Source organism: Geminocystis sp. NIES-3709 (assembly GCF_001548115.1).
Lineage (GTDB): Bacteria > Cyanobacteriota > Cyanobacteriia > Cyanobacteriales > Cyanobacteriaceae > Geminocystis.
Genome location: NZ_AP014821.1, coordinates 273,835 through 295,756 on the forward strand (window position 1 = coordinate 273,835; position 21,922 = coordinate 295,756).

Here is a 21,922-nt window from a genome sequence, read left to right on the forward strand (position 1 = left end):
ATGAAACTAAATTATAACAACTATAAATTAATGAAAATGATCAAAATTCGATCGATAAAAACCGCAAAAATATGTAGTAATTATTAGTTTCTTTCGATGTTCAGTGTGTCTTATTTGCTGAACACTTAAAAGAACATGCGGAATGTGGGATTTAAGATAACTGCTAACAGCTAATTGCTAACGGCTAACAGCTTAATGACTATTTTAGAGTTTCTTGTTCCAATGCTAGATAAGTTAAGGCTTCTTGATATTGTAAATCTTTGTCTGTGCCAATTTCAAAATAACTGATCAGTTCTTGGGTTACAATTCGATCGGGCGTTATACCTAGTTTATTAATGTCTTTATGACTGGGAGTTTCATATTTAGCAACGGTGATAGCAATTCCAGCACCTTCGGGAAGTTCAAATAAAGACTGAATTAAGCCTTTGCCAAAAGTTTTTTCTCCGATTAAAATAGCTCTATGGTTATCTTGTAATGCACCTGCAAGAATTTCACTAGCACTAGCTGAACCTTGATTAACTAAAACAACTAACGGTTTATCAGTAATAGCATCTCCATCGGCATCATAACTGCCTAAAATTCCCTGACGATTGACAGTATAAACGATCGTGCTAGGAGGCAACCATAAACGAGCAATTTCGATACCCGCCTGTAACAATCCTCCCGGATTATTTCTTAAGTCTAAAATATAGCCTTTTGCGCCTTCTTGTTCTAATTTCACCATAGCATGGGCTAAATCTTTGGTGGCATTACCACTGAATTGATTTAATCGCAGATAACCAATAGGATAATTAGGTTGAGATTTATCTAAATCATAGCTTACTGCACTTAGGGAAAGTCGATCGCGCTTTAATTCATAAGTTTTGATCGTTGATTGATTCTGGGGCTTGATTTCTAAAATTACTGTTGTACCAATTTCTCCCCTGATTTTATTAGCGGCTTCATCTAAAGTTAAAGTTTGAGTGTCAATGCCATCGATCGTGATAATCTGATCTCTTGGTTGAATACCTGCCAATTCGGCTGGAGAACTAGGCAAAGGTGTTACAACTTCTAATTGATTGTTTTCAGGATTTATACTGATTTGTAAGCCAATACCAGATAATTCTCCAGAGGTAGTAATTTGTAAATTGTGATAATTTTCTGGGGGCAATAAACGAGTATAAGGATCATCCAGAAGGGCTAACATTTCCTTGATGGCAGTATAAGTTTCTTCTCGATTATGTAGAGGTTTTTTTAGAAATTTTTGTCTTATTGTCCACCAATTTTGATTATTAAAAGAATCATCCACATAAGCCTCATTCACTAACCGCCATGATTGCAGTAAAATTTTTTCTTCTTCCGTATAGGCATAGGCATTAGGAGTATAAATAACATTAGTACAAATGAATAATAAAATTATGACTAAACTCACCCAAATTTTTTTCATATTAACTATCAATTAGGTTAAAGTTTTCTTATCTTATCAACTATCAACTATTAACTATTAACTATTTTTAGTCAAAATCTCCACTCCACCCTGAGTAATGGCGATCGTATGTTCAAATTGAGCCGACAATTGACGATCTTTTGTTAAAGCAGTCCAACCATCATCTAAAACGTCCGCTTCCCATGTACCTATATTAATCATAGGCTCGATCGTAAATACCATACCCGGACGCAATTTTTTTCCTGTACCTTTTTTGCCAAAATGAGGAATTTGGGGAGGAGTATGAAAAACCCTTCCAATACCATGGCCGACAAAATTTCTCACCACCGAATAACCGAAACTTTCCGCATACTCTTGAATAGCAGCACCAATATCTCCAATTCTTCCCCCCGCGCGTACCGCATTTATGCCTCGATATAGACATTCTTCCGTCACTTCTACTAATTGTTTTGCTTCTGGAGAAGGTGTCCCCACAAAAAAAGTCTTAGAAGTATCTCCATGATAACCTTCTACAATGGGAGTAACATCAATATTAATAATATCTCCATCCTTCAGAATTTGATTTTTACTAGGAATACCATGACAAATTACTTCATTGACACTGGTACAGATTGATGCAGGAAATGGGGGATTACCATAACCTAAAGGCGCACTTTTTGCACCCTTTGCCTTTGTCCATTTTTCTGCTTCTTGATTTAATTCATAGGTACTAATACCGGGTTTAACCATTTTTCCTAAATGTTCTAACAATTGGGCGGCTAATCTTCCAGCCTGACGCATTTTGTCTATTTCTCTAGCAGATAAAAGTACTATATTTTCATTTCCCATTGTAATTTAATTTAATTCTTTCTATATAAGTTAATTTTTAGATCTTTACTATTTTAATCCACTTGCGTTATATCAGGTTTGGTTAAACATTAACTCATCTCCCACCTTTTAAACAGGGGATTTTGTGTCATTTGTCATTTGTTAATCAGAAGAATGATAAAGAAGTAATAAACCTGAATTAGACGTAAGAAACCTTGATTATGGCAAACTTAAATCCAGATCAAATCAAAGTAACGTATTTAAACAACAACAATATAAATGTCTAAATCTGAAAGGACTTCAAGCAGTTTTTGATTAAAAACTTTTCAAAGTGCCAAGTGCCACCATTATCTCATTTAGTATAATTTATGTGAAAGTGCTATATATTAAGTAATGAATAATATTATTTCTGTAAATGAATAAGTCATTACAAGATTATCAATATCTATACTTACACGGTTTTGGATCGAGTCCTAAGTCTCAAAAAGCAATTTATTTTAGTAAAAAATACCAAGAAATAGGTATTAAATTAAAAATAGTTGACTTTAATCAACCTGAATTTGTTAATCTTACTCTTACTCGTCAAATTCACCAAGTTAGTGAGATTATAGATAATAATCCTAATCAACAATTTATTTTGATAGGTTCAAGTTTTGGCGGTTTAACAGCGAATTGGATTGGGTATAAATATTTTGATCATCAAATGACACAACTCGATCGAATTAAGGCATTAATATTAATAGCACCCGCCTTAAATTTTGCCAAAAGTTGGCTACCAAAATTAACCCCAGAAATGTTAAATCAATGGCAAGAAAAAGGTTTTATTCCTGTTTATCATTACGGAGAAAAAAAAGAATTATTACTTAGTTATAATTTTTGGGAAGATTTAATTACTTACGATGATTTAATTATTAATCATAATATTCCTACCCTAATTTTTCATGGCACAGAAGATGACACTATTCCCATTGAAGTTAGTCAAGAATATGCTAAAAGTCGTCCACAGGTTATTTTAAAAGAGTTAAAAAGTGATCATAGTCTCAATGATTGTTTAGAAGAAATCTGGCTAACCATGAAATTTTTTGACGGAAAAAGTTAGGTTCAAAATTATACCAAAATCCGTAATACAATAGTAACTGAAGTAAATCAATTTTTTTTACTTTTCCCTTTTTTCTCTTTACCTATAATTTTCTATCTAACTAAGGTAAAACTGAGGTTTCTGTGGTCGACAAAACTACTACACATCGTAATTGCGACGACGACGGCGACGACGGCGATATTCACGAGGAGGATCATTATTTTGTGTATATTGCTGTATCGTAACTTTATGATAACTTTGTCTCGGTTTAAGAGGTTCTAATTTAATCGTTGCTTTATCTAAAGCTAATTTCCCCGGCGGTTTACCAAAAGTTTCTACAGGCATTTTTTCTGTGGCTTTAAGCATAAAATTACGCCACATCTGAGCAGTAATAGCACTACTTCCCCAAGTCTCTTTATTATCATCATTGCCTACCCATATTCCCGTAGCGAGTTGAGGAATATAACCAATAAACCATAAATCTCTTGCTTTATCGGATGTACCTGTTTTTCCTGCCACTGGGCGCCCAATTTGTGCTGGTATTCCTGTTCCCGATTGTACCACTTGTTGCAACATCCAAGTCATAATATTAGCACTATCTTTATCTAAGGCTGTTTGAGGATTTATTTTTGCTTGATAAAGGATTTCACCATCGGCATTAACAATACTTTTAATACCATGAACTTGTAAATGTTGCCCTTGATTTGCTAGAGTGCCATAAGCGCTAGTTAATTCTAGTAGGTTGACTTCTGATGCCCCCAAAGCAAGAGAATAGGTTGGTTGTAATTTGGATTCTATGCCCATTTTTTCCGCTACTTTAATAACGGGATTCCACCCTACATCAATAAGACTTTTCACCGCAACAGTGTTTAAGGAGGAAGTTAGCGCTTGGGAAATAGATACGTCTCCCCGATAACTGTCACCATAATTTTTCGGTTCGTAACCATCTACTACATAAGGTGCATCTAAATAGTTTTTGTAGGGTGACATTCCTCCTGCGATCGCCGTAGCATAAATGAAAGTTTTAAAAGTTGATCCGGGTTGTCTTTGAGCTTGGGTAACTCGATTATATTGATTATTGGCAAAATCTATGCCTCCTACCATTGTAAGAATTTCTCCGTTACGAGGATCAATAGCGACTAAAGCACCTTGTTGAAATTTTTGCCATTTGCCATAGCGTTTGATAACATTTTCGACAATTTCTTCTCCTGTTTCCTGCCATTGAGGATTAAGAGTTGTATTAACAATAATTCCTCCTTCTGCCAATTTATCTCGACTGACATATTTCCCCATTTCTTTTTGTACATAATCCACAAAGTAGGGTGCTTTTTTGATTTGACGTTTTAAAGGGCTAGATTTAATTTCTAAGGGTGTCTCGATCGCAATTTGGGCTTCTTCTGGGGTAATATATCCTTGTTCTGCCATGCGAGTTAACACTAAATTTCTCCTAGTGGTGGCGGATTCTGGATTTTCCAAAGGAGAATAAATACTGGGGGCGGGGGTAATTCCTGCAAGAGTAGCAATTTCACCAAGGGTAAGTTCATCTAAAGATTTGCTAAAATAACGATGGGCGGCATCGGCAACTCCATAAGCTCCTGAACCAAGATAAACTACGTTAAGATAAGTTTGTAATATTTCTTCTTTACTGATTTGATGATCAATTTTTTGGGCAATTATAACTTCTTTTAATTTTCTTTCCCAACTACGATCTTGATCTAAATAAGCTATTCTGGCAAGTTGTTGGGTGATAGTACTTCCCCCTTCTTTCACTTTTCCTGATTGTAAATTGGCAACACTGGCACGGGCAATTCCTTGTATATCTACTCCGTTATGCTTGTAATATCTGCTATCTTCAATGGCGATAAATGCTTGTTGTAATTTTTCGGGAATTTCGGTTATGGTTTTTCGATCGTAGGCTATATCTCCAAATTGAGCGAGAATGGTATTATCTTGGGCTTTAATGGTGAGAGTATTAGGTCGATCGTAGTTAACTACATTAGTGATATTGTCTGGTAAAGTGCTATTGAGTTGAAACCATTTACTGATTAAAAAAGCCAAAAAACCGAGATTAATGGTAAAACCTACCGCAAAACCATACCAAAATATACGACTATGACGCAATTCTTTAAAAGATGCGAATGTCACCATTTTCCCTCTCGATTGATAAATTTTCTGTGAATAATATTACTTTATTTTACCTGAGTTGGTAGTTGAACATTTTTTGTCATGGAAAAATACTCTTTAGGAGTATCATAGGATTAAGTGTTTTTAATTTTGCCATAGATGTCCCAGTTATGACTATCTCAATCAAAAAACCCATTTTAGTCGCCGGTGTTAGTCTTTCCTTTTTATTATGGATAGGAGAAAGTCTCAAAAATTCTGTTAATGAAGCAGGGGATTTTAGTCTTTTAGGTTTAACTTTAATTGGTAGTTTATGGTTGTTTTGGCAAAGGAAAAAAAATAACAAAGTGATAAATAATTATCCATTAGTGGTAGTAAATAGAGAAGATTTTGACAAAAAAATTGCTCAAATTAAGTATTTATTAGAAGATTTAATAACAGAATCCCCGGGTCATGATCTGCTAAATAAATTCAATGAAAAAATATTGATCATTGACCAAAAAAGTCAAAAAAAAGACTTAAATTTAACTATAGTTAGTCAAAATAAGATTACTCCTCAAACTTTAGTTAATAGTTTAAAACAAGAATTTGCTGAAAATATTGTATATTCGATCGAGTCTGATATTTTTAATTATACTAACTACCAATCATCAGATGATGATAATTTTAATTTCAAAAATTTGTCTTTAGAATCGGATTTTATTTTATTTATTCTTCATGGAGATATAACGGAATCAGAGAAAAAAGTTATTGAAAAAATTAACATCAACCAAAGAATATTAGTTTTATTTAATGATATAGATTATCCATTATTAGAAGAAAAAAATCTTATTTTTGAAAATATTAAAACTAAACTAAAAGGGATTATTAATGCAGAATTTATTATTAAAATAGCTACTAATACTCAAAAAGTTAAAGTGAAAAAATATATTGATAAAATTAACTATAAAGAGTGGGAAGAAGTATCTCAAGGACAATATAATAGTTTATTTAATACATTAAGAATTACTTTTGAAAAAGAAAAGGAAAATTTAATTATAGCCACATCCTACCGGAACTCGATCGACCTAGAAAAAGAAATCAGGAAAGAATTAAATATTATTAGAAAACAAAAAGCATTACCGTTAATTGAAAAATATCAAATCATTGCTGCTACGGCTACTTTTGCTAATCCTGTTTCTAGTTTAGATTTATTAGCAACAGCGGCTATCAATACTCAAATGCTCATAGATTTAAGTGCTATTTATAAACAATCATTATCTGTTAATCAAGGAAAAGAAATCTCGATCGAACTAGCAAAATTAATGGTTAAATTAGGCATAGTAGAAGTTTCTAGTCGAATGATTACTACTATTTTAAAAAGTAATGCGGTTACTTTTATCGCCGGAGGAATTATTCAAGGAATTAGTGCAGCTTATTTAACTCGTCTTTGTGGTTTAAGTTTAATTGAATATTATGAAGTTGCAGAATTAAAAGATAATGAAGGAATTAATTTAAGTGTTATTAAAGAGAAATTACAGTTAATTTTTCAACAAAATCGTGATAATAATTTCTTCAATAAATTTATCCAAAAAACTTCTTTACAATTCCAAAATAGTTAATGGACATCAAACTCTTGTAAAAAAAAATACGAAATTATTACAAGAGTCTTTCTCTGTTATTCAATAGAAGACCATGCTTGTATGGCTATTGGAACAATAGGTGTTATGAGTTCGACGATCGCTTCTGCATAAGCTCCGATTTCACTTTGAGCGCCCTCCCCTCTACGCAAATCAATGAAATTCAATAAGGCTTGTAAGCTGACAGTCCAAACCCAACTTGTATAAACGGAGGGTATTAAAACCCCTCTTGCTTGTTCTCTACCAACTCCCAGTGCTAATAATTGACTATAGGCTTTATAACTAGCCTCACATTGTTGTTTATAAATGGAAATTGCCAAATTATTGTCTTCTACATCTAAACTACCGATCGTGGCTTGTTTATTATTCTTCGATTGTTTTCTAAAAACTTGAGGAATATAAAACTCATTACTATCATCGATCGCAACATATCTGAAACTCTTTTCGTTCCATCCCAACTGCTCGTCATTATGATTACTTGCAACAATATGCTTGTACCACTGGCGTGCTATAAAAAGAGGGGCTTTAACTTTAAATTTAAAGACAACCCCTCGAAAAGGACTGGTATGATTATGAGTTATTAAATAGTTAATTAACTTAATATCTTTCTCATTTAACTCTTTAGAACTTTTCTCAAAGGATGCTCTTGCATCATTAACAATACTTAAATCATTACCCATAAAATCTATGAGTTCTATTTTACTTTTTCCATCTTTTAAGGGATCTTTATAATTCATAATAATTATAGTATTTTTATGGTAATATTAAACAATTTATTTACTAATTTTTTATTCTTAAATAACTTCGTCTATCTATGAGTATAATATCAAAAATTTCTCTGAGATTTTTAATCATTTTCTTCTTACCTTATTACTTATTAGTTTGTTTTAACCAAAATTCTATTTTTTAAAATTAACTTTCTAATTCGGCTAATTCCATCCATTTTGTGGTTGCTATATCTATTTCTTGATTAATATTAGCTAATTCCAGGGTTAATTTATTTAAGGTTTCATAATCTTGTTTAGCAATATATAATTTTGTCTCGACTTCTGTTTTTTTTATTTCTAAACTAGGAATTATTTTTGTCTCTAGTTTCTCTAATTCTTTTCTTTGATAATTAGACATTTTTCTTATATTTGTACTAAAGTTTTGGTCTTTTACTTCTACATTTTTACTTTGTTTTACTACTTTGTTATTAGCATTTTTTTCTTCTTGTAATTGTTTTTCCTGTTTCTTTTTATAATCTAAATAAACTGAGTAATTACCCGGATATTGACGCAAATTTCCATTACTTTCAAAAGTAAAAATAGTATCTACGGTTCGATCGAGAAAGTACCGATCATGAGATACTACTATTACACAACCCTTAAAAGACTCGATATATTCTTCTAAAACTGCCAAAGTTTGTACATCTAAATCGTTAGTAGGTTCATCCAAAATTAATACATTTGGATTACTAATTAGCATTCTGAGCAAAAATAAACGGCGTTTTTCCCCTCCTGAAAGTTTAGCAATAGGAGAATATTGTTGATTGGGTGTAAATAAAAATCTCTCTAGCAGTTGAGATGCACTAATTTGACTTCCGTCAGAAGTTTCGATATAAGTAGCTACATCTTTAATATATTCGATCGCGCGTTGTTCATTTTGGGCTGCGGTGATTAAACTGTCAGAATGTTGATCAAAATAACCAATATGAATAGTACTACCTATCTCTACTTTACCGTTATCTGGCTCGATAGTAGCCATGATTAAATTCATCAAAGTTGATTTACCAACACCGTTACCGCCAATAATACCGACTCTGTCATCTGGGGCAAACTCATAGGTAAAATCTTTAATTAAAGTACGATCGCCAAAGGATTTGCTAATATTATCTAATTCGATGACTTTTTTACCGATACGACGACTAGGAGTATCAATTTCTACTTTACCTTGAGTTTGTTTAAACTCCTTATCCTTCATTTCATAGACACGATCGATTCTGGCTTTTTGTTTCGTACTACGGGCTTTAGGCCCTTTTTTAAGCCACTCTAACTCCCGTCTTAATACCCCTTGATGTTTTCTCTGACTACTAGCTACTGATTCCTCTGCTAACGCCTTCTTCTCAAGATAATAACTATAGTTTCCACTATAACTATACATATCTCCTCGATCGATTTCCAGAATACGAGTTGTAACTTGATCTAAAAAATATCGATCGTGGGTAATAAGGAAAATTGCACCTTGAAACTTTTGCAAATATTCCTGTAACCATTGCACCGACTCCGCATCAAGATGGTTAGTAGGCTCATCCATTAATAATAAATCAGGTTCAGCCATCAAAGCAGAAGCAAGGGCAACTCTTTTACGATAACCCCCCGATAAATCCCCCATTTTTGCCTCAAAATCACTAATTCCTAACTTATCTAGGATAATTTTGGCGTTAGTTTCTAAATCCCAAGCATTAGCCCCATTGATTTTTTCTGTTACTCGTTCTAATTTACCCATCAACTGCTCTTGAGTTATAGTATCAGCATGAGCGATACGATGAGATAAATCTTCATATTCTTTAATCCACTGCATTTGTTCGCCACTATAGACGAAAACTTGCTCTAAAACAGTGTTATTTGCCTCAATTTCTGGTTGTTGAGGAAGATATATAATTTTTGAACCTGATTTCACCACCATTTCCCCTCCATCATGGGGCTCTAATCCTGCTAAAATTTTGAGGAGAGTTGATTTTCCCGAACCATTAACTCCAATTAAACCAACTTTATCATTATCATCGATACTGAAACTAGCACCTTTAAGAATTTCTTTAATCCCAAAATCTTTTTTGAGAGATTGTACCGTGATAATCGTCATTTTAATTATTAGTAATTGATAATTATTTTATTTGAAATTGTAAATTTGTAGTTACACTTATTTTCAAAACTTATAATAACATATAACTGTTAGCTTTTAGCTTTTAGCCTTTTTTCCATTAAAGAATAAGTAATCAATTACTAATGTTAACCAGAAATTTTACTTCACAATAGCTAATTACTGATACACTTAAATTTTAGTTAGTTTTTTTTTAATAAGATGTCTCACCATAGAGAACAAAATTTGGATAAGTTTCAATTATCTTTATATTTAATGCCTTTATTTGGACCGATTTGGGCTTTAATTAATCTTAAATTTTTCCCTTATAATCTCAATTCTGAACAGAAAAAAACTAGCCGTATATCTTTGCGATTGGGATTAGCTTGGTTAATTACTTATAGTACTTTATGGGCTGGAGGAAGTCTTACATCAGATTTGCTTTCTATTCGTTTACTTTATTTTAATGGTATTATTACCACCACTTATTTTTTAATTTGTTTAATTTTAATTACCAGACTCTGGAGTAAGAAAAATTAGCAAGGTTGATGGTTAATTGGTATAATCATGGATTGCTCATTGTTAATTAAATAAAATGTCCATCCGTCAACAGCCGAGAAGAACTGCTAGAATATTAGCCTTACTTAGTTTAAGTCAAATAAAAATTAAATCTGACACTTTAGAAGATATTGAAATCAATGATCTGATTTTGGGTGCAATTCGCACTTTGACTTTAGAAATTGAAAGTACTATTGAAACCGCCTCTGATGAGTTAAATCGTAGTAATGATCATTTATTTAAGAGTGATACTCGTGCTACTAATATTGGTAGTGCAAAAAGTATGTTAAAAGATGCGATCGTATTAACCCAAAAAGCGATTAATCGTATAGGTAATATTATTGAAATACCTGAGTTTGTGCAATTATCTCGACAACACGAAGTGAGAGAATATGCCTTAGAATTAATTGGTACAGTCGATCGACGTAAAACAGAAATTGAGGCTATTTTAAATGAGGTAATGATAGATTGGACATTAAACCGTCTTACCCAAATTGATGCTAATATTCTACGGTTAGCTGTGGCAGAAATGACTTTTTTAAATATAGAACATAAAGTAGCTATTAATGAAGCGATCGAGATTGCGAAAAATTACTCCGATGAAGACGGTTATCGTTTTATCAACGGGGTGTTAAGAAAAGTTAGCGACAAAATCAAACAATAATTTACCAAGGGTGAACTATAAAATTATAGGTCAACAGAGGGAAAAGACAACCGGCAACAGGGAAAACTATAGCGTTTCTTACAATGATGAGGTACAATTTTGAGATGAAAAAATGTAGACGATATTAACATTAATCTAATGCGTCCCTACTCTTTGGATTTAAGACAAAAGATTATTCATGCTCGTGAAAAGCAACAATGCTCCATTCGTCAATTAGCTAAGAATTTTGGTGTGGCAAAAAGTTTTGTACAAAAGATAATCAAGCAGTATCAAGAAACTGGGGATCTCAAACCTCGTCATTCAGGGGGAAGACCCCCCAAAATAAATCCTGAACAAACGGTTGTCCTGTTAGAAATTATCAACGAAAATAATGATGCTACTCTCTGGGAATTAGCCGAGTTATTTGAGAAAAAAACTGGACTTAAACTCAGTACATCGACTATTGACAGAATCAGTCGTAAATTTGACGATACTGTCAAAAAAAAACACTGTATGCCACAGAAAAACATAGTGAGAGAGTTCAACAAAAAAGATCTGAATATTGGGATAAAGTGAGAGAAATTAATGAAGAGGACTTAATTTTTGTGGACGAATCGGGAAGTAATTTAGCAATGCTTCGCCTTTATGGTAGGGCAAAAAAAGGGTACAGAGTCAGAGGAGAAAAACCCCAGAAAAGAGGGGGTAATGTTTCTATAGTGACGGCAATATCCTTAAAGGAAGTAGTAGCATCAAGAAATATTTATGGTTCTGTAGATGGATTAACTTTTGAGGCTTTTGTGATCAGAGATTTAGTGCCCAAATTATGGGTGGGAGCTTGTGTAGTTATGGATAATGCAAAAATTCATTTAGGAGAAACAATTAGAAAGGAAATAGAGAAAGTGGGGGCATCATTGGTGTATTTATCACCCTATTCCCCAGATTTTTCACCCATTGAAAATTTTTGGTCGAAAGTCAAAAATCAGATCAGAAAACTAAAACCGAGAAATTATCATGATCTAGTAGAGGCGATTGGAAAAGCCATGGAGCAAGTAACACAGTTAGATATGCACAATTGGTTCACCCATTGCTGTTACTGTACCTCATCATTCTGATAAATGCTATAATAAGAATTGATTACTTCAATTATAGTCATTAAAAATAAGAATGAGACACTTAACTGTCACAATAACTGCGGATTATTTCATCTAAACTAATATCTTCTTTACTATACATTCTTGCCCTTTTTAATGCACTAAAATCATGTTCAATATCATTAAAGTCAGGAGAATAAGTTGGCAAAAATATCACTTGATGCCCTGCATTTTCTACTAACTCTTTTATTTTATTTTTTCTATGAATTGGTGCATTATCCATGATCAGTATTGAAAATTCTTTCAGGGATGGTAATAAATATTTTACAAGCCACACTTCAAAACTTTCTGCATTTAAACTTCCCCTGAAAATCATTGGTGCAATAAAGTCTCTTTCTTTTTTTCTTCTTCCTGCTACTAAACTTTCTCTTTTTCCTCGTTTTCCTTGCTTATTTCCATAAATTTTTTTCCCTTTTTTTGACCATCCATAAATACAACTACTTTTTTCTTCAAACCCAGATTCGTCAATAAATACAAGACTTTTGATGCCATGTTTTTTTACTAATTCTCTTATTGTTATTAAGTATTTTATTCTCTCTGTACTATTTCTCTCTCTATAGCGTAACTGTTTTTTTTTCTAGTAATCTTCATTCTTTTAAAAGCATAAGATATAGCGGGAACTGTTACTCCAAACTTGTTTGCTCTCTCAATTAATTTATCATCGGGATTTTCTATCACATCACGGTATAATGCTGACCAATTTAATTTGCGATGTCGATATTTCACGATAGTTGGTTTTAAATTTTCTCTGGTTAACCAGCGATATATTGAAGCTCTTGATACCCCGAAAATTCTACTTGCTTTAGTTACACTACCTTTATTCTCTACATCGTCAATAACCTTTTCTCTCAATTCTAAATTATGATACATTATAGTATTAGTAAAATCTGAATATTTGTTGATTTTAATTCTATCACTAACTGTCTCAGTGTTATTTTAAATAACTATATTTATAAATATTTCTCCCATTTCCTACCATCACCAAAATACTTTTTCAGCAACCCCTATTTAGAGTTAAGGGCATCTTTTAGTCCATCTCCAATATAGTTAATACTTAATACTGTGAAAAATATTGCCAACCCCGGAAATATTGCCATATAAGGAGCAGATGTGAGATAATTTTGAGCATCATACAACATCCTTCCCCATGTAGGAATATCTGGGGGAAAGCCTAATCCTAAAAAGCTAAGGGTAGATTCTACAATAATGGCATTACCAACGGCAAGGGTAGCGGCAACGATAATAACACTGAAAACATTGGGAAGAATATGGACTAGAATTATACGTCCTGAATTTGCTCCCAAACTTTTGGCGGCGGCAATAAATTCTCTTTCTTTGATTTGTAAAAATGAACCTCTGACTAATCTTGCCACAGACATCCAATTTAGTAAACCTATAACAAAAACAACTAAGACGAAAATCCCTATTTGGGCTCCAAAAATTTCTTTGATGGCATCCCGAAACAAATAAACTATTAATAATAAAACAGGTAACTGAGGTAAGGATAAAAATATATCCGTTAATCTCATCAAAATATTATCCAGAATACCGCCAAAATAACCTGCGATCGAGCCTATAATTGTCCCTATAATTATAGAAACTATCATGGCTGAAATTCCCACTGTCAAAGAAATTCTACCGCCAAATAAAGCTCTTGCTAGTTGATCTTGACCTAGATCATTTGTACCAAATGGATGTTGCCAACTGGGGGGGAGAGTAGATTGTGCAAAATTAATTTTATCAATTGAAGTTTGATAAACGATCGGTAAGAATAGAATACTGACAATGATCACAATTAAGGTTAATAATCCTGCGATCGCCATTTTATCTTTACTAAATTTACGCCAAAACATGGAATATAATTAAGAAAATATTTAATAATTTTAATTTAGGTATTTTTTTCACTTAAAACCTTAATTAAATCATCTTTTTTCATTTTACTAATCCCAACAATACCTCTTTTTTTTGCCATCGCTTTTAAATTTACTGCTGTCATAGTTCTAAGTATATTAACATCAATAATATTATTAGGCAAAGACTCTGTCATATTTTCTCTTTAAAGTTAAAGTCGCCGCCATATTAACACTTGTGGTAGTTTTACCAACACCACCTTTATTGTTATAAACAGTTATGGTTAAGGCTTGATTCCGTTTTTCAATTTGACGACGAAAATCAGCGATTATCTCATCAATATTTCCTTCTTCCAGAGAAATACATTCAGAGGCAGGAAAAACTACCTTTCCATGACGGCGAAATAATTGGAGATGAATTGAATTAGTAATCATCCCCCATTGAGCTTGACGACAGTTAGGGGCTAAAAGATATTGTTTTAGTTGTTTTACCGTACTATTATATTGAGGACTTCCTTGAGCTAAATTAATTTCTTTGCCTTTTAATTCTAGTAACAAATAAGGATTTGTTTTAGTAAATAAAAAAACATCATCTCCAACAGTTTTTCTTGCTGCTCGATCGACAAATTTTCCATTACCATCAGGATATTGTGGATAAATTTCTTGATCTTCAAATCCCAAGGCATTTAATAAAACAGACGCAAAATTAACATCAATAACTGCTTCACTAGCGTTTTCAGGAAGATTGAATAATAATTTACTAAGATTAGTTGTCTTATTCATGAACAAGTTTTTGTTTTAGATAGATTTAACTTTAATTATCAATATATTTCAAAAATAGAAAAACTAATACTTAAATAACTTTGATCTTGGAGTACTACTATACCATCTAAACAATACTTTTCCTAATAATTTGGGATCGTGACGTACATAAGTACTTTCTTGATTTTCGCTCATGATGTTGGCTTGAACAATTCTTCTACCTAATTTAACCACTTCTTCTCGATCGAGATATACTGGATGACAATGTTTTAGGGCATATTTTCTTAATACTTCTTCCGATGGCGATCGTCCTTGTACTAACACTGCATCAAATATTTTACCACCACAAACTTGGTCGATTGCTCTAATATGATCACTTACAGTATAACTATCGGTTTCTCCTTTTTGGGTCATTATATTACAGATATAAATTTTAGGAGCAGAACTTTTAGCGATCGCCTCTCGAATTTCTGGTACAAGTAAATTAGGAATAATGCTAGTGTATAAACTACCTGGCCCCATGATAATATATTCTGCTTGTTGAATGGCTTTAATCACTGCGGTTGTTGCCGGAGGATAAGAAGGATTACACCCCACTTCCACAATTTTCCCACCCGCTTCGGGGATATTAGACTCCCCTTCTACCACTCTACCATCCGCAAACCTAGCCCATAAAGTCACATCACTTAACGTTGCCGGTAAAACCCTTCCTCTAATAGCTAATACTTTTGAACTAGCCTCGATCGCACCTTCCAAATCTCCTGTTATCTCTGTCATCGCCGTTAAAAAAAGATTACCAAAACTATGGCCATTTAATCCCTCTCCTGCGGTAAAACGATATTGGAATAACTCCGTCAACAATTTTTCCTCATCGGCTAAAGCCGCAATGCAATTGCGAATATCCCCCGGTGGTAACATTCCCATTTCCCGACGTAACCTACCCGAAGAACCACCATCATCAGCTACCGTAACAATAGCCGTAATATTAGCACTATAATCCTTAATTCCCCTCAATAAAGTCGATAAACCCGTACCACCACCGATAGCAACGACTTTTGTGCCACGATTTAAACGACGATAATTCCACAAAACCTCGATTAAATCCTCATCACTATTAGGTTTTAAAACCTCTGTAATAGAGCCTAAAGTGCGAGTTTGTCCCCAATATAATAAAAATAAACCAATAATTAAAACGAGAGGCCCTGAAATATAACTAGGAATATTATTAGTAATTTTATTAAGAAGCTCAATAACAAAGTCTAAAAAGCGATAAATGGGAGTTAATTTAGTCCAAATAGCCAAGCCTAACACCGTCATTAAAATGCCGATCATGCTAGTAAGTAACCAACGTTTAACCAGAATACCCGGTGATAACCATTTGTACAGGTGATTGACTTTTTTACGACCGTTACGACTATTAACCATAAAATTGGTGATTCTAACAACGAACAATGAATAGTGAACCATTAACAATCTAATCTTAACCGTCAACCGTCAACTGTCAAGAGTCAACTTTCTTAAACGGCTGAATACATGATACAATTTTCTTTATAGCTAGGGGTGTCTAAAAAATTAGGCTGAGAAAAACCCTTAGAACCTGAGACTGGGTAATACCAGCGTAGGAAAGCTGTTTATTGAGGACAAAATATGAGAACAGAATGGATAGCTAAACGTAGTGGACAAGCTAATGTATCCCAGATGCACTATGCCCGTCAAGGTGTGATAACGGAAGAAATGCACTATGTAGCGAAAAGAGAGAATTTACCCGTTGATTTAATTCGGGATGAAGTGGCAAGAGGAAGAATGATTATTCCAGCGAATATCAATCATCCTAATCTTGAACCTATGGCGATCGGTATTGCTTCTAAGTGTAAAGTAAATGCTAACATTGGTGCATCTCCCAATAGTTCTAACATCGATGAAGAAGTCGCTAAACTACATTTAGCTGTCAAATATGGTGCTGATACTTTAATGGATTTATCGACAGGAGGCGGTAACTTAGACGAAATTCGTACCGCAATTATTAAGGCTTCTCCTATTCCCATCGGTACTGTACCTATTTATCAAGCCTTAGAGAGTGTTCATGGTAACATTGAAAATCTTACTCCTGATGACTTTTTACATATCATCGAAAAACACGCTCAACAGGGTGTGGATTACATGACCATTCACGCAGGAATTTTAATTGAACATTTACCCTTAGTGCGTAATCGTATTACTGGTATTGTTTCTCGTGGCGGTGGTATTATCGCTCGTTGGATGTTGCATCACCATAAACAAAACCCTCTTTATACTCATTTTGACGAAATTATCGAAATTTTCAAAAAATACGATGTTTCTTTTAGTTTAGGGGATTCTCTACGCCCCGGTTGTACCCATGATGCTTCTGATGAAGCACAATTAGCCGAGTTAAAAACTTTAGGACAATTAACTCGCAGAGCATGGGAACATGATGTTCAGGTTATGGTAGAAGGACCCGGTCATGTACCGATGGATCAAATTGAGTTTAACGTAAAAAAACAGATGGAAGAGTGTTCTGAAGCACCTTTTTATGTGTTAGGGCCTCTCGTTACTGATATTGCACCGGGTTATGACCATATTACCAGTGCGATCGGTGCGGCTATGGCTGGTTGGTATGGTACGGCAATGTTATGTTATGTCACTCCAAAAGAACATTTAGGCTTACCGAATGCTGAAGATGTGCGTAATGGTTTAATTGCTTATAAAATTGCGGCTCATGCGGCAGATATTGCCCGTCATCGCCCCGGTGCCAGAGATCGAGATGATGAATTATCGAAAGCTCGTTATAACTTCGACTGGAATCGTCAATTTGAGCTATCTTTAGATCCCGAACGTGCTAAAGAATATCATGATGAGACATTACCTGCAGATATTTATAAAACTGCGGAATTTTGCTCTATGTGTGGCCCTAAATTCTGTCCCATGCAAACCAAAGTTGATGCGGATGCGCTTACTGAGTTAGAAAAATTCTTAGCAAAAGAAAGTGAAGTCGTAGCAATGGCTAAATAATTACTTTTTAGGGTGGGCATTGCTCACCTTTAACCTAGTCAAAATAGATAAAATATTCAAAAATTTATTACTAATATATCTCTCAGTACTGTGCATTTTTATTTATAAACATTCTCTTAGTAACTAATTCTCTTATTTTTTTGCAACTATGCACATAAAAGGTACAACAAAATTATTAGGTATTATCGGTGATCCGATCGAACATTCTAAGTCCCCAGTGATGCAAAATGCGGCGATCGAGATGTTAAATTTAGATTATGTATATGTCCCTTTTGAGGTGAAAAAGGAAGACTTAGAAATAGTTTTTAAAGGGTTTCAGGCAATAAATTTAAGGGGTTTTAACGTTACTATCCCCCATAAAGAAAATGTGATCTCTTTTTTAACAAAAATAACAGACACTGCTAAAAAAATTGGTGCTGTCAATACTGTTTGGTTAGGGGGGGAAGGTTGGCACGGCACAAATACTGACATTGATGGTTTTATTGCCCCTTTGAAAGAGTTAAATCGAGATTGGACTAAAATTACTCCTATGGTTTTGGGTGCGGGTGGTGCTAGTCGAGCTGTAATTGTGGGATGTGAGCAATTAGGATGTCAGGAAGTTAGAGTTATTGGTAGAAATCTTGAGAAATTAGAAGCATTAAAAGATAGTTTTGCCTATAGTAATCTTAATTGTCAAATATCAGTTTATTCTTGGGATAAGTTAACAAACTTGATTCCTGATAGTGAGTTAATTGTCAACACGACTCCTATTGGAATGTACCCAAATATTGACAATTCTCCCTTGACAAAAGAGCAAAATAGATTAGTAAAACAAAATACGATCGCTTATGATTTAATATATACTCCTCGTCCTACCTTGTTTTTACAACAGGCACAACTACAAGGTGCAATAATTATTGATGGTAGCGAGATGTTAGTGCAACAAGGTGCTGTTGGGTTTGAAATTTGGACACAAAAACAAGCCCCTATAGAAATTATGCGTCAAGCATTACTCAATCTTTGATCAATAAAATTATACTAATATCATTACCTATCACTTATTACTTATTCTTTATTTTAGATTTGCTCTAGCATCCATCACCGCTAAGATAAAAAATACTATAGTTAGAGGGACACTGAGGAATAGAATAATTGTTGTATTTATTTGCCCTAATTGCGGCATTCCTGATGATAATTCAAACACAGAACCAACAGAAGCGATCGCCGTTACACAAGAAAGAAGTAGCAATACGCCACTTTTAGGAGTCATGTACATAAGTAGTTTTTGATCTTTTAATTGCATTATTTACTTAAGTCTTTTTAGCATGATCAGGAAACAATTATCAATCAAAATCTAAGAAATCATTTAAAATAGAAATGAAATTGCTATATTGTTAAAAGGAAAAAATTTTTAATAAAAACACAGTAAAAAATAGTTATGATTCTATAAAATCAATCGATATTATCATTATCAATAGTAAAGATAATGTTTCTATATTTTTTGATTAAATTATATCGAAAAAAATGAATTTAGTCTAAAATTATATTTTTTATTTACTAAAAATAACTATCAACTAAACAAGTTTTAAATTAATAAATAGGAGTAAAATTTTTATGTTATTAGGTACAAGTATTGTTACAGTTTCTGCCTTATTAGTTTATTTTGTAACGATTATTAATGTAGGAAGGGCAAGGTTTAAATATGGAGTAATACCTCCAGCTATGACAGGAGATCCTAATTTTGAAAGGGCATTAAGAGTACAACAAAATATGTTAGAACAACTAATATTATTCTTGCCGTTATTATGGATTTTTTCTTATTATGTCAGTGAATTGTGGGGGACAATTCTAGGAGTAATTTGGGTTTTTGGCAGAATATTATATGCTTGGGGATATTATCAAGAGGCAAAAAAAAGAGCTCCCGGTTTTGCTATTAGTATCCTCAGTGGCATGAGTTTATTCTTAGGTTGTTTAATTTCTTTAGGAATTTTAGTTTATCAACAAATACAACTTTAAAAATTAGAAAATAAAAACACAAATTATAATTTTAAATATAATAATTTTATGTTATAAAAAACTATTTTCTATTACTAATTTTCATCAAGGTTTAATTATTTCCTTGGTGAATGAAACTCCTATATATTTTAAATCTTCAGGTCGATCGATGTCTCTTAAAATAGGTAATTCATGGATTGTAAAATTAAGTTTTTTTGCGATCGACATAGTTTGAGAAAATACTTGACTTGTACCCCAATTAATATTAGTAAATAAAATTTTTTCTAACATATTTAAACCTAAAAGATAATAACCACCATCCATTGCTTTACCGATTACTAAATCATAGTTATTTAAAGACAAAAAAGCCTCTTGTAAAATTTGACTATCTAAATCAGGACAGTCCACACCAATAATAATAATTTGTTCTTTACCTCGTTTAAGATTATCTTCAAATGCGGAATATATCTTAAAACCTAAATCTCCTTCTATTTGAGGATAAAAACTATACTTATTTCCTAACCATTTTTTCATTAAATCAATGTTTCCACCACTAAAATAAATATTAATTTCTAAGTCAATAGTATTCGTTAAATTGTCAAGTTTTTTTAAGGTATTTTCAGTCATTAATCTTTGTAAATCAGCAGATTTTTCAGCACCAAGTGCAGGAATTAATCTTGTTTTTGTTTTGCCAACTTCAGGATAACGAGTGAAAATTATTAAAGACTTTTTTTTCATTATCAGGATTTAATTACTAAGATTTTAAAACTCGATCGCTAAAAATTAAATAGACATCTCTATAAAAAAATAAAGTAATAACGATTAAATTTAAAGATTTCTGTATAAGATAAAATTGATTTTATTTTTAATTTTTGAATAGGTGTAATTATAATATATAGTCATTAAAAATAAGAATGAGACACTTAACTGTCACAATAACTGCGGATTATTTCATCTAAACTAATATCTTCTTTACTATACATTCTTGCCCTTTTTAATGCACTAAAATCATGTTCAATATCATTAAAGTCAGGAGAATAAGTTGGCAAAAATATCACTTGATGCCCTGCATTTTCTACTAACTCTTTTATTTTATTTTTTCTATGAATTGGTGCATTATCCATGATCAGTATTGAAAATTCTTTCAGGGATGGTAATAAATATTTTACAAGCCACCCTTCAAAACTTTCTGCATTTAAACTTCCCGTGAAAATCATTGGTGCAATAAAGTCTCTTTCTTTTTTTCTTCTTCCTGCTACTAAACTTTCTCTTTTTCCTCGTTTTCCTTGCTTATTTCCATAAATTTTTTTCCCTTTTTTTGACCATCCATAAATACAACTACTTTTTTCTTCAAACCCAGATTCGTCAATAAATACAAGACTTTTGATGCCATGTTTTTTTACTAATTCTCTTATTGTTATTAAGTATTTTATTCTCTCTCTATAGCGTAACTGTTTTTTTTTCTAGTAATCTTCATTCTTTTAAAAGCATAAGATATAGCGGGAACTGTTACTCCAAACTTGTTTGCTCTCTCAATTAATTTATCATCGGGATTTTCTATCACATCACGGTATAATGCTGACCAATTTAATTTGCGATGTCGATATTTCACGATAGTTGGTTTTAAGTTTTCTCTGGTTAACCAGCGATATATTGAAGCTCTTGATACCCCGAAAATTCTACTTGCTTTAGTTACACTACCTTTATTCTCTACATAGCGGTACTTTGAAAAATTTTGGTGCAAAAATAGCTTCAAATACAGTCAGAGTAAGAGATTTAGGTAAACGTCATAAAAACGGCTGAAACTCTTGGTATAAAAGGAAAAGTTATCGATCTATGTAAAATCTTTGATTTATAACGATTTGAGACTCATAGTTTAATATTTTTAGTTTAAGTCCCGATAGTCAATAACCTTTTCTCTCAATTCTAAATTATGATACATTATAGTATTAGTAAAATCTGAATATTTGTTGATTTTAATTCTATCACTAACTGTCTCAGTGTTATTTTAAATAACTATAACAATTCATTTATGATTTGTAAACTTTTAAATAATAGCTAC

The 21,922-nt window shown here is 32.7% G+C and carries 19 protein-coding genes, 2 pseudogenes and 1 riboswitch; of the genes and pseudogenes, 8 read left to right on the top strand and 13 right to left on the bottom strand.

Features of this window, described 5'->3' with window-relative positions; translation table 11 throughout:
- Positions 1-199: 199 nt before the first annotated feature.
- Positions 200-1,426, bottom strand: a complete 1,227-nt coding sequence (ctpA, locus tag GM3709_RS01050; RefSeq protein ID WP_066115436.1) for a carboxyl-terminal processing protease CtpA — start codon at positions 1,424-1,426, stop codon at positions 200-202.
- Positions 1,427-1,483: 57 nt separating this feature from the next.
- Positions 1,484-2,254 carry a type I methionyl aminopeptidase gene (map, locus tag GM3709_RS01055; RefSeq protein ID WP_066115438.1) on the bottom strand — a complete coding sequence of 257 codons (771 nt, stop codon included), beginning with the start codon at positions 2,252-2,254 and terminating at the stop codon, positions 1,484-1,486.
- Positions 2,255-2,648: 394 nt separating this feature from the next.
- Here map and GM3709_RS01060 point away from each other — a divergent pair, with 394 nt between their 5' ends.
- On the top strand, positions 2,649-3,332 hold the full coding sequence (locus tag GM3709_RS01060; protein WP_066115440.1) for a YqiA/YcfP family alpha/beta fold hydrolase: 684 nt from the start codon (positions 2,649-2,651) through the stop codon (positions 3,330-3,332).
- Positions 3,333-3,470: 138 nt separating this feature from the next.
- Here GM3709_RS01060 and GM3709_RS01065 read toward each other — a convergent pair whose 3' ends face one another.
- On the bottom strand, positions 3,471-5,459 hold the full coding sequence (locus GM3709_RS01065) for a transglycosylase domain-containing protein (RefSeq protein WP_066115442.1): 1,989 nt from the start codon (positions 5,457-5,459) through the stop codon (positions 3,471-3,473).
- Between the two features lie 146 nt (positions 5,460-5,605).
- On the opposite strand from GM3709_RS01065, the gene GM3709_RS01070 reads away from it, so the two are divergent.
- Entirely contained in the window at positions 5,606-7,033 is a 1,428-nt protein-coding gene (locus tag GM3709_RS01070; protein WP_066115443.1) for a YcjF family protein, read from the top strand.
- Positions 7,034-7,089: 56 nt separating this feature from the next.
- Here GM3709_RS01070 and thyX read toward each other — a convergent pair whose 3' ends face one another.
- Together thyX and GM3709_RS01080 are read right to left on the bottom strand one after the other, a co-directional pair.
- Positions 7,090-7,788, bottom strand: a complete 699-nt coding sequence (gene thyX, locus GM3709_RS01075; RefSeq protein ID WP_066115445.1) for an FAD-dependent thymidylate synthase — start codon at positions 7,786-7,788, stop codon at positions 7,090-7,092.
- A 175-nt stretch (positions 7,789-7,963) separates the two neighbouring features.
- Entirely contained in the window at positions 7,964-9,895 is a 1,932-nt protein-coding gene (locus tag GM3709_RS01080; protein ID WP_066115447.1) for an ABC-F family ATP-binding cassette domain-containing protein, read from the bottom strand.
- 219 nt (positions 9,896-10,114) lie between these two features.
- Between GM3709_RS01080 and GM3709_RS01085 the strand changes: the two genes are divergently transcribed.
- From GM3709_RS01085 to GM3709_RS19490, 3 genes are all read left to right on the top strand, one after another.
- Positions 10,115-10,432 carry a hypothetical protein gene (locus GM3709_RS01085; protein ID WP_066115449.1) on the top strand — a complete coding sequence of 106 codons (318 nt, stop codon included), beginning with the start codon at positions 10,115-10,117 and terminating at the stop codon, positions 10,430-10,432.
- 55 nt (positions 10,433-10,487) lie between these two features.
- Positions 10,488-11,114: a transcription antitermination factor NusB gene (gene nusB, locus GM3709_RS01090; protein ID WP_066115451.1), complete on the top strand. Its 627-nt coding sequence runs from the start codon at positions 10,488-10,490 to the stop codon at positions 11,112-11,114.
- 138 nt (positions 11,115-11,252) lie between these two features.
- Positions 11,253-12,205, top strand: a protein-coding gene (locus GM3709_RS19490; protein ID WP_144439385.1) for an IS630 family transposase whose coding sequence is annotated in 2 segments (ribosomal slippage) — positions 11,253-11,589 and positions 11,589-12,205 — 954 coding nt in all. Because the reading frame shifts where the segments join, the coding sequence is not laid out codon by codon here.
- A gap of 61 nt (positions 12,206-12,266) precedes the next feature.
- On the opposite strand, the pseudogene GM3709_RS19495 reads toward GM3709_RS19490, so the two are convergent.
- The 5 genes and pseudogenes from GM3709_RS19495 to yvcK all read right to left on the bottom strand — a co-directional run bounded on the left by GM3709_RS19495 (position 12,267) and on the right by yvcK (position 16,281).
- Positions 12,267-13,114 (bottom strand): annotated as a pseudogene (locus GM3709_RS19495) (IS630 family transposase).
- A 134-nt stretch (positions 13,115-13,248) separates the two neighbouring features.
- On the bottom strand, positions 13,249-14,097 hold the full coding sequence (locus tag GM3709_RS01115; protein WP_066115460.1) for an ABC transporter permease: 849 nt from the start codon (positions 14,095-14,097) through the stop codon (positions 13,249-13,251).
- A 35-nt stretch (positions 14,098-14,132) separates the two neighbouring features.
- Positions 14,133-14,291 (bottom strand): Rho termination factor N-terminal domain-containing protein, encoded by a 159-nt coding sequence (locus GM3709_RS19500; RefSeq protein ID WP_082712916.1) that lies wholly within the window; start codon positions 14,289-14,291, stop codon positions 14,133-14,135.
- Positions 14,272-14,877, bottom strand: a complete 606-nt coding sequence (locus GM3709_RS01120) for an AAA family ATPase (RefSeq protein ID WP_066115462.1) — start codon at positions 14,875-14,877, stop codon at positions 14,272-14,274. The genes GM3709_RS19500 and GM3709_RS01120 overlap by 20 nt, the downstream gene beginning before the upstream one ends.
- A gap of 63 nt (positions 14,878-14,940) precedes the next feature.
- The gene (gene yvcK / locus GM3709_RS01125) at positions 14,941-16,281 is read right to left on the bottom strand and encodes a gluconeogenesis factor YvcK family protein (protein ID WP_066115464.1); all 1,341 of its coding nucleotides are present in this window, start codon (positions 16,279-16,281) and stop codon (positions 14,941-14,943) included.
- Positions 16,282-16,402: 121 nt separating this feature from the next.
- Positions 16,403-16,498, top strand: a riboswitch (TPP riboswitch).
- Positions 16,499-16,503: 5 nt separating this feature from the next.
- Here yvcK and thiC point away from each other — a divergent pair.
- On the top strand, positions 16,504-17,886 hold the full coding sequence (gene thiC / locus GM3709_RS01130; RefSeq protein ID WP_066115466.1) for a phosphomethylpyrimidine synthase: 1,383 nt from the start codon (positions 16,504-16,506) through the stop codon (positions 17,884-17,886).
- Between the two features lie 148 nt (positions 17,887-18,034).
- Complete coding sequence (locus tag GM3709_RS01135) at positions 18,035-18,889, top strand: shikimate dehydrogenase (RefSeq protein WP_066115469.1); 855 nt, start codon at positions 18,035-18,037, stop codon at positions 18,887-18,889.
- 48 nt (positions 18,890-18,937) lie between these two features.
- On the opposite strand, the gene GM3709_RS01140 is transcribed toward GM3709_RS01135, so the two are convergent.
- Positions 18,938-19,135: a hypothetical protein gene (locus GM3709_RS01140; RefSeq protein WP_066121651.1), complete on the bottom strand. Its 198-nt coding sequence runs from the start codon at positions 19,133-19,135 to the stop codon at positions 18,938-18,940.
- A 344-nt stretch (positions 19,136-19,479) separates the two neighbouring features.
- On the opposite strand from GM3709_RS01140, the gene GM3709_RS01145 reads away from it, so the two are divergent.
- Positions 19,480-19,881 (top strand): MAPEG family protein, encoded by a 402-nt coding sequence (locus tag GM3709_RS01145; RefSeq protein WP_066115471.1) that lies wholly within the window; start codon positions 19,480-19,482, stop codon positions 19,879-19,881.
- An 84-nt stretch (positions 19,882-19,965) separates the two neighbouring features.
- On the opposite strand, the gene GM3709_RS01150 is transcribed toward GM3709_RS01145, so the two are convergent.
- On the bottom strand, positions 19,966-20,598 hold the full coding sequence (locus tag GM3709_RS01150; protein WP_066115473.1) for a TIGR04282 family arsenosugar biosynthesis glycosyltransferase: 633 nt from the start codon (positions 20,596-20,598) through the stop codon (positions 19,966-19,968).
- Between the two features lie 185 nt (positions 20,599-20,783).
- Positions 20,784-21,616 (bottom strand): annotated as a pseudogene (locus tag GM3709_RS19505) (IS630 family transposase).
- Positions 21,617-21,922 lie beyond the last annotated feature (306 nt).

What these genes read in the sequence shown, in the direction of transcription:
- ctpA (WP_066115436.1), bottom strand. Translation starts at nt 1,426, where the DNA reads ATGAAAAAAATTTGGGTGAGTTTAGTCATAATTTTATTATTCATTTGT.
- map (WP_066115438.1), bottom strand. Translation starts at nt 2,254, where the DNA reads ATGGGAAATGAAAATATAGTACTTTTATCTGCTAGAGAAATAGACAAA.
- GM3709_RS01060 (WP_066115440.1), top strand. Translation starts at nt 2,649, where the DNA reads ATGAATAAGTCATTACAAGATTATCAATATCTATACTTACACGGTTTT.
- GM3709_RS01065 (WP_066115442.1), bottom strand. Translation starts at nt 5,459, where the DNA reads ATGGTGACATTCGCATCTTTTAAAGAATTGCGTCATAGTCGTATATTT.
- GM3709_RS01070 (WP_066115443.1), top strand. Translation starts at nt 5,606, where the DNA reads ATGACTATCTCAATCAAAAAACCCATTTTAGTCGCCGGTGTTAGTCTT.
- thyX (WP_066115445.1), bottom strand. Translation starts at nt 7,788, where the DNA reads ATGAATTATAAAGATCCCTTAAAAGATGGAAAAAGTAAAATAGAACTC.
- GM3709_RS01080 (WP_066115447.1), bottom strand. Translation starts at nt 9,895, where the DNA reads ATGACGATTATCACGGTACAATCTCTCAAAAAAGATTTTGGGATTAAA.
- GM3709_RS01085 (WP_066115449.1), top strand. Translation starts at nt 10,115, where the DNA reads ATGTCTCACCATAGAGAACAAAATTTGGATAAGTTTCAATTATCTTTA.
- nusB (WP_066115451.1), top strand. Translation starts at nt 10,488, where the DNA reads ATGTCCATCCGTCAACAGCCGAGAAGAACTGCTAGAATATTAGCCTTA.
- GM3709_RS01115 (WP_066115460.1), bottom strand. Translation starts at nt 14,097, where the DNA reads ATGTTTTGGCGTAAATTTAGTAAAGATAAAATGGCGATCGCAGGATTA.
- GM3709_RS19500 (WP_082712916.1), bottom strand. Translation starts at nt 14,291, where the DNA reads ATGACAGAGTCTTTGCCTAATAATATTATTGATGTTAATATACTTAGA.
- GM3709_RS01120 (WP_066115462.1), bottom strand. Translation starts at nt 14,877, where the DNA reads ATGAATAAGACAACTAATCTTAGTAAATTATTATTCAATCTTCCTGAA.
- yvcK (WP_066115464.1), bottom strand. Translation starts at nt 16,281, where the DNA reads ATGGTTAATAGTCGTAACGGTCGTAAAAAAGTCAATCACCTGTACAAA.
- thiC (WP_066115466.1), top strand. Translation starts at nt 16,504, where the DNA reads ATGAGAACAGAATGGATAGCTAAACGTAGTGGACAAGCTAATGTATCC.
- GM3709_RS01135 (WP_066115469.1), top strand. Translation starts at nt 18,035, where the DNA reads ATGCACATAAAAGGTACAACAAAATTATTAGGTATTATCGGTGATCCG.
- GM3709_RS01140 (WP_066121651.1), bottom strand. Translation starts at nt 19,135, where the DNA reads ATGACTCCTAAAAGTGGCGTATTGCTACTTCTTTCTTGTGTAACGGCG.
- GM3709_RS01145 (WP_066115471.1), top strand. Translation starts at nt 19,480, where the DNA reads ATGTTATTAGGTACAAGTATTGTTACAGTTTCTGCCTTATTAGTTTAT.
- GM3709_RS01150 (WP_066115473.1), bottom strand. Translation starts at nt 20,598, where the DNA reads ATGAAAAAAAAGTCTTTAATAATTTTCACTCGTTATCCTGAAGTTGGC.